This window comes from Pedobacter kyungheensis (assembly GCF_000812965.1).
Taxonomy (GTDB): domain Bacteria; phylum Bacteroidota; class Bacteroidia; order Sphingobacteriales; family Sphingobacteriaceae; genus Pedobacter; species Pedobacter kyungheensis.
In genome coordinates this window covers 229,963-243,516 of record NZ_JSYN01000005.1, presented here as the reverse complement: position 1 = coordinate 243,516, position 13,554 = coordinate 229,963, and the positions used below count along the sequence as shown (strand labels likewise).

Below are 13,554 nucleotides of genomic sequence, written 5' to 3'. Positions count from 1 at the left end.
AATTTTAAGCGTTTTTTGAAAACAGCTCAAGCTGAGGATCGCTTACATTAAAAGTTTTGCGGTGAAAGGGCGATAAACCAATTTCGAGCACCGCTTTACGGTGTGCAATGGTGGGGTAGCCTTTGTTTTTTTGCCAGTTATAATGCGGGTAATCTACATGCAGGTTGGTCATGTATTCATCGCGGTGCGTTTTGGCCAGAATAGAAGCCGCAGCAATGTTTAAATATTTACCATCGCCTTTTACTATGCAACTGTGTGGAATATTCGGATATGCCTTAAAGCGGTTACCATCAATAACCAGATAACCTGGCTGTGACTTAAGCTTTTCGATGGCACGGTGCATGGCCAGAAAAGAAGCATTGAGGATGTTGATGCGGTCTATCTCTTCATGATCGCAAGAGGCTACAGCCCAGGCCAAAGCTTCTTTTTCGATAACGGGCCTTAACAAATCGCGTTGCTCGTGCGATAACTGCTTCGAATCGTTCAAGCCTTCCAACACAAAACCTTTGGGTAAAATTACGGCGGCAGCAAATACAGGCCCAGCCAAACAGCCCCTTCCGGCTTCATCGCATCCAGCTTCTAATAACTCTTCCTGATAGCAGTTTAATAACATGTTGCAAATTTAAAGAATAACGGTAGTTTATTGAAAAATGGTTAATAAAGATGTAATTTAGTTTTGAACACTACAAGTTTCTAATATGTTAAGAATCTTAAATATTATTTGTTTGATATGCATCAGTAGTGCCTTATTTGCACAAGTAAAAAAATCAAAAGAACTATCGATAGAAGAACAGGATTTATTGATGGAGCAAAACTCTCGTTGCTTACATACCAATAAATATAATGCTGCACAAAGGAAACAGTTTTATCCTTTTAACCAAACAGAATTTGTTTCGTTAATTTCTTTTCAAGATACCATTTCCGAGTTTTCAAGTCGTTTACCGGTTAAAGGTGGGGTTTTAGATACAGGCATGGTAAAAGAAGAAGTAAAACTTTCGTTAAAAGACATTGATAAACTAACCGATTTATTTTACAACACAGGTTATACGTCTAAAAAATATGGAGTTATAGTGACCAGAATGAGATGCTATGATCCACATAATGCCATTTTGTTCTTTAATAAAAAAAGAAAGGTAATAGCTTTTATCGAAATTTGTTTCGATTGTCAAGGTACAAGAGTTAGTTCAAAAAACATTCATTTTGGTGAAAATTGCACAGAAAAATTTGGCAAGCTTAAAGATTTCTTTACCTCAAATGGAATTAAATTTGTGTCGGAAGAATATAAAAATGAACAATGAGAACATACAACGAAGCCCTCGTCCTGCGCATAGCAGAACGTTTGCAACACCTGCCCGATGTAGAAGAAAAAGTGATGTTTAGCGGTTTGGTTTTTATGGTTAACGGTAAAATGTGTCTGGGTATTTCCAGAAATGACATGATGGTACGCCTCGATCCAAATACTCTAGATAGCCTGACTGATAAAGATGGCTGGGAGCAAATGGTAATGGGTGGCCGTCCAATGAAGGGTTATCTACTCGTATCGGCAGATGTATTAAACCGGAATGATGAACTCGATTACTGGATTAACCTGGCACTGGCATTTAATCCATTTGCTAAAGCATCGAAAAAAACTAAACGATCATAGTGTTTCATTTCAGTTACCCACAGCGCAAAAAGTAGCAGGAGCCATATTTTTTGATTAATTTTAGCCTTCTAATCAAATATTATGAAAAAATGTGCTGCAATAGCGGTATTTCTGCTATCTATTTCATTTGCTGTTTTTGCACAAGTACAAAGAACTGCCACCACTACATCCACCATAAAAGAGACCGCTCCGCAGCAATTAAAAACTGCTGCTCCGGAAGGGCACTATTGCGATTATTGCAAACTCAATTACCCGGAATCGCATTTTCCTTGTATCATGAAATCGATAAAGGGAAAACTCAATGTCACCACAGGTGAAATTAGTTTTATTGAGGGTCAGCCTATTGGCGGCATTGTGGTGAAAGGAGGCAAAAACCCGGGCGATAACAGCATTAACCTTACTACTAACGAAAAAGGAGAAATAGAATTTAACAATCCGGCAACCGGTAACTATAAACTGGTTATTTCTGTACCGGCAAGCAACCCAAAATCGAGGGTTGCAGGCTCGCCGATTGGTGGCATTGTAGTAAAGGGAGGCAAAAACCCTGGTGGCAACCTGATTACCGTGATTACTGATGAAAGCGGTACCATAGAGTTAAACAATCTGGCACCCGGCGCCTATAAATTTACAGCGCTTGCTGCAACAGCAGCAGAAAAAAATAATCCATTGTATAAATCAAGTCATTCTGCAAGTGTAAATCCATTATATAAGAACTAAAATCGTTAAATTTACTAAGCATTTCATTCTTGGCACTGTTATGGAATAATCCGTACTGGTGCATCTTTAAATTGTTAAACATTTAAAAACACACATTATGAAACGTTTAAATTTAATATTGAGCCTGGCCTTTATTTCCTTCGCCACTCAGTTGTTTGCCCAAACAAACAAAGAAACCACTAGCCGGATTGTTGGCGATAAGAACTATATATTTGTGGCCAATACAGCTATCCCAATGGCCAATAACGACATTAATAAAGTATTAATGATGATGCCGGGCGGGCAAGGCGGTTCGAGCATTAACCTTTCGGGTTCGCAATACGATGTTAAGGTAACCAAAGACAGTGTTGTGGCTTACCTGCCGTATTATGGCAGAGCATTTTCAGCCCCGATGGACCCAACACAGGGTGGAATAAAATTTACTTCGAAAGATTTTAGCTACACAGAAACTAAAAACAAAAGAGGTGCCTACACCATACAGATTAACACTAAGGATGTAAGCAGGGAAAATTATCGGTTTACCATTAATATTTCGACCAATGGTTATGCTTCTTTAACAGCCACCAGCGTAAACAAGCAACCCATTCTTTTTAACGGCTACCTGGATGAGCCGAAGAAAAAAGATTAAAAGCAAAAGGCCTGATTAATTAAAATCAGGCCTTTTTGATTATTTCTTAATCAGTTCTATCTGAAAAATGTGTGGCCATTTTTTGCCCGTTACAAAAAGTCTTTTTCCGGCCTTGTCGTAAGCAATCCCATTCAATACATTATTGGCTTTTTCATCTTCTCCCTTAAAATAATCGGCCGGTAATAGCCCCGATAAATCTATGCTGCTTTCTACAACACCTGTTTGGGGATCAATAATGAGGATATTATTGGTGGTGTAAACATTAGCGTATATTTTGCCATCAATATACTCAAGTTCATTCAGGTTTTGAATTGCGCCCTTATCGTCAAACACATCAATAGAGCCAACTTTTTGATAGGTATCCTTATTCAGGAAAAAGATGGTGTTTGAACCATCGGTATTCAGGATTTTTTCGCCGCCAAAAGCAAGCCCCCAACCCTCTCTACCTGTGGTATAGGCAAATTCCGATAATTTTTTAAAGGTATTTTTATCGTACACAAAACCAACCTTTTCGCGGTAAGTAAGCTGAATAATCTTATCGCCCACAACAGTAATCCCTTCGCCAAAGTATTGCTTATCCAAATCGGTTTTCTGTAGAATTTTACCTGTTGAAGGCTCTACTTTACGCAAACTCGAATGGCCGTAATCGCCGGCACTTTCGTAAAAAAAGCCATCGTGATATTCCAGGCCTTCTACATACGAAGCCGTATCGTGCGGTAAGGTTTTAATAACTTTGTAACTGTATGCAACAGGGGCCTTAGCAGCCAGTACATTAATATTAGAAGTAATATCTTCTGATTTGCCAGCACCGAAAATTTTGGCAGTAAGCAGGTGATTACCCAGTTTAAGTCCTTCAGTTTTAAGCTTAATGGCACCGGTATCTGTTTTAGCGACTACTTTAAGGGTATCGATCAAATAAATCACAGAATCTACAGGCGTTCCGCTGCCAAACTGCACTTTTACCTCTACCTCTTTACCTAAGGGCACATTAACACCAATCATTGGCGACAGAAAACTACGGTAGGTTGTACTTGCATCGTTTTTACAAGCGCTAACAACAGCGCAAGCTAAACTGACGAATATCATTTTTTTAATGTGGTTAATCTTCAGGCCAAAATGCATCTTCAATATGGTTTAATGTATAATCTTTATTTTTAGTAAATGTAATTGCAATAATATCAAAACGGATATCATTTTGATGGTTCATGATTTCAATATAGGCATTGGCCGCAAGTTCCATTTGTATCTGCTTGGCCTTACCCACAAAATCTTCGGGTTCGCCAAAAGCAACCGAACTGCGCGATTTTACTTCGACAAAGATCATGACACCGTCTTTATAAACAATCAGGTCGACTTCTGCTTTGCCATAAGTCCAGTTTTCATCCAACAGCTCATAACCTTTGCTTTCCAGGTATTGCCTGGCAATGCTTTCGCCTAAACGGCCTAAATCATTATGGAGCGCCATACTTTAGTCATTGAATGTGTGCGTTTTGAACGAGTGAATTTAAGCATATTGCTAACAAATACATTCAATCGTAATGCATTCAATTTTTACTTAACAATAACCGAACCTAAAAATTTTGAAATTTCGCGTTCTACTCCTTTAATCACCCCATAACGTTGCATCAAAATCATCTGGTTATCGGCATCTTTCTCCTCTTTAATTTCTTTTAACAGGCTCATCAATATATTTTCTACTTTACGCTTTTTGAGGTGAAAAATTCCACCCAAAATTGTCGCTTTTAAGTTCATCGATTCATCCTTAACATAAATCAGATGTTTATTCAGCCAATTTTCACTTAAAGCGTGTTCTGAACTCGATAAAGTAATGGCTAAATCGGCAATTTCGCGTTCTTTATGTGTAATAAAATGATTGGCTGTAGGCAATCGGCCGTTATCGATCTCCGATTTATAATAGTCAATAATTTTTTTACAAAGCGGATCATCGAACTCCACATCGGCCAGGTTCTGCATAATAAAGGGGCCAATATACATGTCGTCTATCTTATCCCAGTTTACAAATTCGTGTCCGTATGCCAGTAATAAACGTACAATTTCCTTTTCCTGATATTCTTCTTCTTTAGCCGGCTCCTGTGGTTCGTAGCCCATAGGGCCAACACTATCGTCCCACAAATCATCGGGTGGGCCCAGCGGTTCTGGCGGACCAGAAGAAAAAGAAGAGAACGATTGTTTTGGAGCTGCTGACTGATTGCTTCTTTGGTTACCGTCAAAACTCTTTTTAAGCTTCGCTGAACGCATTTTAGTCAGCTCGCCAGATAATACCTGCTCACTTATCTCGAGCAGGCTGCTACACTCACGAATAAAAACCGAAGCTTTAATCTGATCAGGTATTTTAGCAATACTTTCTACAATATCGCGAATAATCCCCGCCCGTTTTATCGGGTCGTTGCCTGCATCTTTAAGCAATACATTGGCCTTGTAAAGAATAAAATCTTTACGGTTTTGCTCTAAATAGGTTTTAAAAGCACCTGCTCCAACATGGTGCATGTACGAATCGGGATCATGCCCATCAGGGAAGGAAACGATTTTTACGTTTAAACCTTCTTCCAGAATCATATCCAAACCGCGCAGTGATGCTTTAATCCCCGCCGCATCGCCATCAAATAAAATGGTAATGTTTTGCGTAAAACGACCGATGAGCTTAATCTGCTCTACAGTAAGCGAAGTTCCGGATGAAGCTACTACGTTTTCAATGCCTGCCTGGTGCACAGACAGTACATCGGCGTAACCCTCGGCCAGGTAGCAGTTATCTAAATCGCGAATAGCTTTTTTGGCGTGGAACAAACCATAAAGCACATTCGATTTATGGTAAATTTCGCTTTCGGGCGAGTTTACATATTTCGGAACATTTTTGTCGGTTTTTAAAGTACGGCCACCAAAGCCAATAATCCGACCGGTAAAATTGTGGATCGGGAACATTACCCGGCCACGGAAACGGTCGTAAATTTTGCCGCTATCGTTTTTAATGGATAAGCCTGTCGACTCTAAAAACTCGAGCTTATGCCCTGCATTGGTAGCACTTTGTGTCAATGCATCCCAAACATCGGGCGAGTAACCCACTTCGAACTTTTTAAGGATATCTTCCCGAAAGCCACGTTCTTTAAAATAGCTTAAGCCAATGCCCCGACCTTCTTCGGTATCCCAAAGCTGCTTTACAAAAAAAGCACTGGCATATTGAGATACGATGTAAAGGCTTTCTTTAGCGCTCTGGGCTTCGGCAGCTTCGGGCGAAAGTTCGGTTTCGGCTACTTCAATGTTGTATTTATTGGCTAAAAACTTAAGTGCTTCGGGATATGAATATTTTTCATGATCCATAATGAAGCGCACAGAATCGCCCCCTTTACCGCAGCCAAAGCATTTGTAAATCCCTTTGGTTACAGAAACGTGAAAGGAAGGTGTTTTTTCGCCATGGAAAGGGCAATTACCAATTAAACTGGTTCCGCGTTTTTTTAAGTGCACAAAATCCCCAACTACCTCCTCAATACGGGCGGTATCCATTATCTTATCTATCGTTTCGCGGTTGATCATATACGCTCTGCTCTTTCCTCTTCTTTAACCACAAAGATAACAGAGAAAAAACACAAAGCACACAGAGAAAATTTCTTTGTGTGCTTTGCGAAATACTTTGCGAACTTTGCGGTTAAAAAAACTTATTTAACCAAAGGCAATAACTGATCGGCAACCAGCTTATTACCGGTTTCGTTCAGGTGCACCCTATCAACGGTTAAAATACCTTTTTCCTTATCTTCCGGATTATTTTGTGCTTCGTAATCGGCAAAAACCTTTCTTAAATCGCATACAGGTAAATTGTTTTTAGCTGCCAGGGCCCTGATTCCTGCAGCGTATTTGTTTAAGTCGGCATCTAATTCGTTGGTGCCGTCTTTTTTCTCGCCTACAACTGAAGGGGTAACCAATACCACTTTACTGCCTACGCCCTGAATTTTATTGATTAAAGCCTGATAAAATTTTAAATATTTATCGTAATCGGTTCCGGTATGAGACGATTGTTTGTGCCATACATCGTTAATACCCACATAAATAACGACCAGATCGGGCTTTTTATTCAATACATCGTCTTCTAAACGCAGGTACAAATCATACACTTTATTTCCGCCAATTCCGGCACCAATAATATCATATTTAGTAGAATCGAGCGATTTTTTAATTAAGGTTACATAGCCATTTTTAGATACGCCTTGCTGGGTAATAGAATCGCCAAAAAAGATAATGCGTTTAGGTTTAAATGTCATTGAAGTTAAAGCAATTAAGCAAATACTAAGTAAAACAGTGGTTCTGAACAAGGTTTTCATATATTTTAATTCGTTAAATTATGGTTTCTTTTTTAAGTCGAGGTCTTGAAAATCATAACTAAAATCAGTTAGTGGCGAAATGGGTTCCATTTTAATAGCAACCGCATTTCCTTCATTATCGAGGCTAAAGTTTACAAAAGCATCGGCATCCAGACTTCTGTCGTACCATTTCACAATAAAAGTATTGCCTTTATAAAATACCATATCGCCTTTTAGTTTGGGTGAGTTTTTGGCTTGAAAATGCATTTTACCATTGAGGCTGCTAATGATTATATCGCCAAACCAAATATCGCTATAAGTACCCAGATATTTTTTTTCGTCGGGTTTATTTACCGCACTTTTTTGGGCTGCCGCAATATCAGCGCTTATTTTATCGGTTACCTTTTTAGCTTCGTCTCTTTCATTTTGCTCATCAGCAGCATTGTCTTTAATCCAGTCTTTTCCGGTAATGCCGAAATAACCATCTTTAATGGATTGGGTAATGGCGTAAAAAGCCCCTCCCGATTGCTGATTGGTTAATACGATAATGCCTAATTTGAGATCCGGGATTAAAGTTACCTCGCTCACCATGCCGGCCAAACCGCCCGTATGCTCGGCTACCAGCGATCCTTTTTCATCGCTTAAAAACCAACCCAGGCCATAACCAAAGAAATGCCTGTTGTAAGCACCTTTACCAGCCGGAATAATGCTGTGCATGGTCCACATTTGGTTTTGAGCCTGCCTGCTAAACAAGGTTTTTTCGAGCTTTTCGCCATACTTGCCACCATTAAGCTGGGTAATTATCCATTTGCTTAAATCGTTTATACTGGTATTAATGCCTCCGGCGGCATTACTGTTTTCCGAAAAATCTTTCGGAATAGCCGTAATTATGCCATTTACAGGCGCATGGGCATCAATACTGTTCGTTTTATCTTTTAAGCGATTGAATGAAGTAGCACTTCTGCTCATCCCCAGGGGTTGCATAATCCGGCTTTCTACAAATTCTTCGTAGGTTTTGCCCGAAACCCGTGCAATTACCTCTCCGGCAACAATGTACAGCAGGTTATCGTAATCCCATTTAGTCCTGAAACTGGAAACCGGTTTTAAGTATCTTAAATTATGGATAATCTGTTTCTTGCTTACGGTTGAAGAATCGGGCCAGATCATTAAATCGCCGGCGCCTAAGCCTAAACCACTCCTGTGCGAAAGTAAATCGCGGATGGTAAATTCGGCAGTAACATAAGCATCGTACATTTTAAACTCCGGAATAACATCCGTTACCTTCGTATCCCAGGAGATTTTGCCTTCATCAATTAATATGGCTAAAGCAGCAGATGTAAATGCTTTTGAGTTGGAAGCAATGGCAAATAAGGTATTTTCATCTACCTTCTGCCTGGTTTTTAAAGAGGCCACACCATAACCTTTAGCATGAATTACCTTACCATCTTTAACTACAGCAACGGCTAAACCCGGAACATTAAAAGCAGTTAATGTTTTTTCAGAAATGCTGTCGATCTGTTTGGAAGTTAAAACCTGTGCATTGAGCTGGCTAACCACAAACAAAAATAAAAACAGTACCAGTTTGGTACGCGAGAATAATTGCATGGATAGGGATTTAAATTAATCGCTTAAAGATAATAAATCTTTCAGGCGATTATCTATCCTTACTTGCCCTTTTCGAGTTTGTAGTCTTTATGTACAATTAAAAAACTTGCCCGTTCTTCTTTTTTGAAAGGATAATCCCAATTGCCCTGATAGGTAATTTTAGTCGGTAATTTATCATCGCCGAAATAACCCATTTCAATATTCATCTGCACATCGAAATCAAAAAGCATATTGCTGTATTTCATATCCACATAACGGCCTAAAATATTGAAATTTCGTTTATCGAAAATGGTAACCAGTTCTTTTATCATCACGCCATCCTTTGTCCAGCTGCTTAAATCAGGCTTAACTGCTACCTTAAAGCGGTAAACGGGAATAGAATCTAAATAAGTACCACTTGTAAAAGTATAATCGTAATACTGGCGCATGTTGGCCGTAAAAATTTCGGTTTTGCTGCCGATAAAAGGCACTTTAACTGGTCTGCCTGGATTAAAAATCAGCGTTTTCAGTTTATCCTTATAACTTTCGTTGGTTCCACCCTTTCCATCAGGTTTTGGTGCATTGGGTACAAAATCGGTACTATAGGCATTCATAAAAATGTAATCGAACATTTCTACGGTATACAACTGGTATTTGCCGTTTTTCTTATAAATTTTTCCGGTATCCTGTTTTACCAGGTATTCCATTTTGTACGGACCGCTGTTGTTATGCTTTATTTTACGATAAATTTTGCCATCAACCTTATTCTTTTTATCGTAACTGTAAATCCGGTTCTCGGCAATAAAACTGTAACGTTTCATATCCCTGAACGATTGATAAAAGGAAGTATCGTTTATTACTTTATTGATGAAAGTTTCGATATTCAGCTTTTCTGCCTTGATGTTTACAGTCGAATCGAGTGTAATGGTTTTAATGGTATCGGGATTAAACCGTTGAATTTCCTGGGTAAAACCGGTATAAAAAAGCGAGCTGAGTATCAGAACTAGAAATATTCTCTTCATATTTTATGGTAGTGGCAAAAACGATGCCTGTTTAAAATGGAAAATGTTAAAGGTAAGATGGAATAGCCTACATTACCCATTTACATTTTCCATCTTACATCTCTTCTAGTTGCCCAGTTGCTTTAAAGCAATGTAGGCCATTAAACCGGTTGAGATTTTTAGCGCATCTTCGTCAATATCGAATCGCGGCGTATGTACCGAGTACTGGGTATCTTTAGCAGCATTCCCTGTTCCTAAACGATAAAAACAAGCATCTGTTACCTGCGAGTAGAAAGAAAAATCTTCAGCAGCCATCCAGATATCCAAATCCAGCACATTTTCTTTACCTAAGAAATCTTCGGCAAAGGCCCTTGCATTGGCCGTTAATTTTTCTTCGTTAATTAAAAAAGGATAGCCTTTATTAATATCGAAATCGCAGCTTCCGCCCATGCTTTCGGCAATGCCTTCGGCCATTTTTTTCATGCGTTTGTGTGCTTCTGCTCTCCATTCTTCATCAAGCGTTCTGAATGTGCCCTCAATTTTAACCTCATTTGGGATAATATTGGTTGCTCCGCTTGCGGTTACTTTACCAAACGATAAAACCGAAGGAATACGTGGATCGGCATTACGACTCACAATCTGCTGCAATGCAATAATAATGTGCGAAGCAATTACCACCGGATCGATATTCTGGTGTGGCTGTGCGCCATGGCCACCCTTTCCGGTTACGGTAACATACAATTCATCAGTCGAAGCCATGTAAATACCCGAACGGAAACCTACTTTACCGGCATCGATTAGCGGCATCACATGCTGACCAACGATATGATTCGGTTTCGGATTTTCGAGTACACCTTCTTTAATCATGATGCTGGCACCACCTGGCAGCAATTCTTCTGCCGGTTGGAAAATCAATTTAATTGTTCCGCCGAACTCATCTTTCAGCTGGTTTAAAATATAAGCCGTTCCTAAAAGTGAAGATGTATGCACATCGTGTCCACAGGCATGCATTACACCCGGGTTTTTCGACGCGTAGGGCTTATCATTAGCTTCGTGAATGGGTAAGGCATCCATATCTGCACGTAAAGCAATTACTTTATCAGATGGCAGGTTACCTTTAATTAAACCTACTACGCCGGTATTGGCGCAATCGGTATATTCGATTCCCCATTTTTTTAATTTATCCTTAACAAACAAAGAAGTTTCAAATTCTTTAAAAGATAGTTCGGGGTTGGCGTGTATATGTTGACGATAGCCTACCACATCGTTAAAGATGTTTGCGGCCAGTTCCTGTACTTTATTTTTGATCATCAGTAGTATTGGTATCTAAATTTGGGGCATTGATTTTTTCCCTGAAAATAAACAGTGTAGGGAAATTTGGTCTCAGTTCGTTGATTAGCCTTTGGGCTTCGAGCCGGGTTCTGAAATCGCCTACCCTTACATAATAATTAGGTTCTTTATAAATGAGGTAGGTATTTAACTTGGGGTAAAGCCCTTTAAACCTGGCCTGCTCGTTAAAAACCTCGCGCCGGTCTGATCCGTAAAAAATCTGTACCCGGTAGCCGTAGGCAGAAACGATGGGTTTGCCTGTTTTTACTTCGCCCGGCGTTTTATATACTTCAAGTCGTTTCGCAATTAAACTATCAATTAAGGGATCTTTTATCACGGTAACCTCTCCCTTTTGTGCAAAGGATGTTTTGAATAGGAATAAACTGAAGATTATCGTATAAAATATTTTCATGATGGTATTACATCAGGCAGACGAAAATTGTTTTAAAAACAGGAATGCCATATTGATTACAAAAATCGGCATTCTTTATGGGTTGTGCAAATGCATTTATTGGCGCTAAATATTCCTTAAACTCACATACTCCAATAATCCATCGCGGTACGATTCGCCGATAGGGATTTCCGTTTCGTTAACAACCACCTGATATTTCTGAACAGCCTCTATTTTATCCAGCGAAACGATAAAGGAACGGTGAATCCGCATAAATGCTTCGGATGGGAGCTTACCAGTTAAATCTTTCAGATTAATCCGTGTAATTACATTTTTGCCATTCTGTAGATTTATTTTAACGTAATCTTTTAAACCTTCTACGTAGGCAATTTCGGAAAATCTGATTTTAATGAGTGAATAACCTGCATTCACAAAAAAATAATTTTCAGTTATTTTTTCAGTCACTGCCGGCCTTTTTTTCAGGTTAAAAAGATCATAAGCTCTACTTACGGCAGCAAAAAACCGGTTAAAATCAACAGGCTTAAGTAAATAATCTATCACATTTAACTTAAAGGCTTCAACTGCATATTGTTCAAACGCAGTGATGAGAATAATAATCGGAGGATTTTCCATACTTAAAATAAAATCCAGGCCGTTAATTCCCGGCATTTTTATATCCAGAAAAAGTAAATCTACCTGCTGCTGTTTAATTACCTTAATGGCTTCACCTGCATTCCGGCAAGAGGCCAAATGTTTTAAAAACGGAATTTGCGATAGATTATCTTCAATCAGCTCAATAGCCAGTTTTTCATCGTCGACAATTAAACAGTTCATTTTTTCAGACAAGTTTGATTATAATTTCGGCTTTAAAGAGTCCGTTCTGATTGTTTAAATTAAGCTCATGCCGGTTGGGATAAAGTAACTCCAGCCTTCTTTTAATATTTTGAATCCCAATTCCGGTATCACTTTTTTCCATATCCCTTACCGGGCTTACGCTGTTTAGTACCACAAACTGCAGGGTTGCATCGCGCTCGTTTATCGTAAGGAAAATATCGATCAGCGGTTGATCGATCATACTTATGCCGTGTTTAAAAGCATTTTCGACAAAAGGGAGCAAGAGCATGGGTTCTATCTGGTATGCACCGAAATCGCCATTGATGTACATATTCAGGTTTACTTCATTGCCGTACCGCAGCAGCTGCAAATCGATGTAATTGGTGAGGTATTCAGCTTCCGTTTTCAAAAAAATAACATTGCCGTTGCGCTCATAAAGCATGTAACGCATTAAGCGCGACAGGTTAATAAGCGAAGGCTCTACCAGTTCGGATTTTTTCCGGGATAAGGCAACAATGCTGTTTAGTACATTAAACATGAAATGCGGACTTATTTGTGAGCGGAGGAAAGACAATTCTGTTTTTAGCTGTGCATTTTCTCTTTCGCGAAGCATTTTTTCGCGTTTATTAAAACCCAATAACAAACAATAGCAATAACTGCTCAGAATAGCCACAGCGAATATGGGCAGGTGAAAAAATATCCTGAAAAAACCATTGGGCTTAAATGGCGGGCCTGGTGGCAGTAACCTGCTGTTGTGATTAACCGGAAAGAACGGATGTTGAGGACGTAAATATTCGGAAATACCTACAAATCCGGCCAGCAACAGAACCAGTAGTAAAAAGTAATAGCCTTTGCTGCGTTTATGCTGCAAGAGTGGAAAAACCCAATAGGCATGGATATAAAAAGTAATTAAAATAAGCAGGTTTCGGTAGAAAATATCAAGGGCAAAGCCATGATGCGCAGCCGACATATTACCATTAACCGGAATAATAAAAGGCATTAGCGCGAAAACAAGCCAAAGCACCAAAGGAATAAAATGGTAAAACCAACTATTCAGTTTCAAATTCTGGTTAAAGTAATGGTCCTTAAAAGAGAAAATCATTTCAATTGTTGGG

15 protein-coding genes are annotated in these 13,554 nt (G+C 39.2%); 4 read left to right on the top strand and 11 right to left on the bottom strand.

Annotated features, from left to right (window positions below; genetic code table 11):
- Positions 1-4: 4 nt before the first annotated feature.
- A complete protein-coding gene (locus OC25_RS06635) occupies positions 5-613 on the bottom strand; it encodes a ribonuclease HII (protein ID WP_039473189.1) in 609 nt (202 codons plus the stop codon).
- An 85-nt stretch (positions 614-698) separates the two neighbouring features.
- On the opposite strand from OC25_RS06635, the gene OC25_RS06630 reads away from it, so the two are divergent.
- The 4 genes from OC25_RS06630 (at position 699) to OC25_RS06615 (ending at position 2,990) form a co-directional block, all read left to right on the top strand.
- Positions 699-1,298 (top strand): hypothetical protein, encoded by a 600-nt coding sequence (locus OC25_RS06630; protein WP_039473186.1) that lies wholly within the window; start codon positions 699-701, stop codon positions 1,296-1,298.
- Complete coding sequence (locus OC25_RS06625) at positions 1,295-1,645, top strand: TfoX/Sxy family protein (protein ID WP_039473182.1); 351 nt, start codon at positions 1,295-1,297, stop codon at positions 1,643-1,645. Before OC25_RS06630 ends, OC25_RS06625 begins: the two co-directional genes overlap by 4 nt.
- Positions 1,646-1,726: 81 nt before the next feature.
- Positions 1,727-2,362, top strand: a complete 636-nt coding sequence (locus tag OC25_RS06620) for a carboxypeptidase-like regulatory domain-containing protein (protein WP_039473180.1) — start codon at positions 1,727-1,729, stop codon at positions 2,360-2,362.
- Between the two features lie 97 nt (positions 2,363-2,459).
- Entirely contained in the window at positions 2,460-2,990 is a 531-nt protein-coding gene (locus OC25_RS06615) for a DUF4251 domain-containing protein (protein WP_039473177.1), read from the top strand.
- Between the two features lie 39 nt (positions 2,991-3,029).
- On the opposite strand, the gene OC25_RS06610 is transcribed toward OC25_RS06615, so the two are convergent.
- The 10 genes from OC25_RS06610 to OC25_RS26765 all read right to left on the bottom strand — a co-directional run bounded on the left by OC25_RS06610 (position 3,030) and on the right by OC25_RS26765 (position 13,541).
- Entirely contained in the window at positions 3,030-4,112 is a 1,083-nt protein-coding gene (locus OC25_RS06610) for a glutaminyl-peptide cyclotransferase (protein ID WP_052266004.1), read from the bottom strand.
- On the bottom strand, positions 4,090-4,455 hold the full coding sequence (locus OC25_RS06605; protein WP_039473174.1) for a YraN family protein: 366 nt from the start codon (positions 4,453-4,455) through the stop codon (positions 4,090-4,092). Before OC25_RS06605 ends, OC25_RS06610 begins: the two co-directional genes overlap by 23 nt.
- 86 nt (positions 4,456-4,541) lie before the next feature.
- On the bottom strand, positions 4,542-6,539 hold the full coding sequence (gene dnaG / locus OC25_RS06600) for a DNA primase (protein ID WP_039473171.1): 1,998 nt from the start codon (positions 6,537-6,539) through the stop codon (positions 4,542-4,544).
- A 122-nt stretch (positions 6,540-6,661) separates the two neighbouring features.
- Positions 6,662-7,321, bottom strand: coding sequence for an SGNH/GDSL hydrolase family protein (locus OC25_RS06595; protein WP_039473168.1), 660 nt, complete (start codon positions 7,319-7,321; stop codon positions 6,662-6,664).
- Positions 7,322-7,339: 18 nt separating this feature from the next.
- Complete coding sequence (locus OC25_RS06590; protein ID WP_039473165.1) at positions 7,340-8,905, bottom strand: serine hydrolase; 1,566 nt, start codon at positions 8,903-8,905, stop codon at positions 7,340-7,342.
- A gap of 59 nt (positions 8,906-8,964) precedes the next feature.
- On the bottom strand, positions 8,965-9,906 hold the full coding sequence (locus tag OC25_RS06585) for a hypothetical protein (protein ID WP_039473162.1): 942 nt from the start codon (positions 9,904-9,906) through the stop codon (positions 8,965-8,967).
- A 105-nt stretch (positions 9,907-10,011) separates the two neighbouring features.
- Positions 10,012-11,196: a M20 metallopeptidase family protein gene (locus OC25_RS06580; protein ID WP_039473159.1), complete on the bottom strand. Its 1,185-nt coding sequence runs from the start codon at positions 11,194-11,196 to the stop codon at positions 10,012-10,014.
- Positions 11,183-11,626: an SPOR domain-containing protein gene (locus OC25_RS06575; RefSeq protein ID WP_052266003.1), complete on the bottom strand. Its 444-nt coding sequence runs from the start codon at positions 11,624-11,626 to the stop codon at positions 11,183-11,185. Before OC25_RS06575 ends, OC25_RS06580 begins: the two co-directional genes overlap by 14 nt.
- A gap of 105 nt (positions 11,627-11,731) precedes the next feature.
- On the bottom strand, positions 11,732-12,439 hold the full coding sequence (locus tag OC25_RS06570; protein WP_039473153.1) for a LytR/AlgR family response regulator transcription factor: 708 nt from the start codon (positions 12,437-12,439) through the stop codon (positions 11,732-11,734).
- Between the two features lie 4 nt (positions 12,440-12,443).
- Positions 12,444-13,541 (bottom strand): sensor histidine kinase, encoded by a 1,098-nt coding sequence (locus OC25_RS26765; protein WP_052266002.1) that lies wholly within the window; start codon positions 13,539-13,541, stop codon positions 12,444-12,446.
- Between the last annotated feature and the right edge of the window lie 13 nt (positions 13,542-13,554).

Excerpts from the sequence above, each read along its gene's own strand:
- OC25_RS06635 (WP_039473189.1), bottom strand. The coding sequence starts at position 613 with ATGTTATTAAACTGCTATCAGGAAGAGTTATTAGAAGCTGGATGCGAT.
- OC25_RS06630 (WP_039473186.1), top strand. The coding sequence starts at position 699 with ATGTTAAGAATCTTAAATATTATTTGTTTGATATGCATCAGTAGTGCC.
- OC25_RS06625 (WP_039473182.1), top strand. The coding sequence starts at position 1,295 with ATGAGAACATACAACGAAGCCCTCGTCCTGCGCATAGCAGAACGTTTG.
- OC25_RS06620 (WP_039473180.1), top strand. The coding sequence starts at position 1,727 with ATGAAAAAATGTGCTGCAATAGCGGTATTTCTGCTATCTATTTCATTT.
- OC25_RS06615 (WP_039473177.1), top strand. The coding sequence starts at position 2,460 with ATGAAACGTTTAAATTTAATATTGAGCCTGGCCTTTATTTCCTTCGCC.
- OC25_RS06610 (WP_052266004.1), bottom strand. The coding sequence starts at position 4,112 with ATGCATTTTGGCCTGAAGATTAACCACATTAAAAAAATGATATTCGTC.
- OC25_RS06605 (WP_039473174.1), bottom strand. The coding sequence starts at position 4,455 with ATGGCGCTCCATAATGATTTAGGCCGTTTAGGCGAAAGCATTGCCAGG.
- dnaG (WP_039473171.1), bottom strand. The coding sequence starts at position 6,539 with ATGATCAACCGCGAAACGATAGATAAGATAATGGATACCGCCCGTATT.
- OC25_RS06595 (WP_039473168.1), bottom strand. The coding sequence starts at position 7,321 with ATGAAAACCTTGTTCAGAACCACTGTTTTACTTAGTATTTGCTTAATT.
- OC25_RS06590 (WP_039473165.1), bottom strand. The coding sequence starts at position 8,905 with ATGCAATTATTCTCGCGTACCAAACTGGTACTGTTTTTATTTTTGTTT.
- OC25_RS06585 (WP_039473162.1), bottom strand. The coding sequence starts at position 9,906 with ATGAAGAGAATATTTCTAGTTCTGATACTCAGCTCGCTTTTTTATACC.
- OC25_RS06580 (WP_039473159.1), bottom strand. The coding sequence starts at position 11,196 with ATGATCAAAAATAAAGTACAGGAACTGGCCGCAAACATCTTTAACGAT.
- OC25_RS06575 (WP_052266003.1), bottom strand. The coding sequence starts at position 11,626 with ATGAAAATATTTTATACGATAATCTTCAGTTTATTCCTATTCAAAACA.
- OC25_RS06570 (WP_039473153.1), bottom strand. The coding sequence starts at position 12,439 with ATGAACTGTTTAATTGTCGACGATGAAAAACTGGCTATTGAGCTGATT.
- OC25_RS26765 (WP_052266002.1), bottom strand. The coding sequence starts at position 13,541 with ATGATTTTCTCTTTTAAGGACCATTACTTTAACCAGAATTTGAAACTG.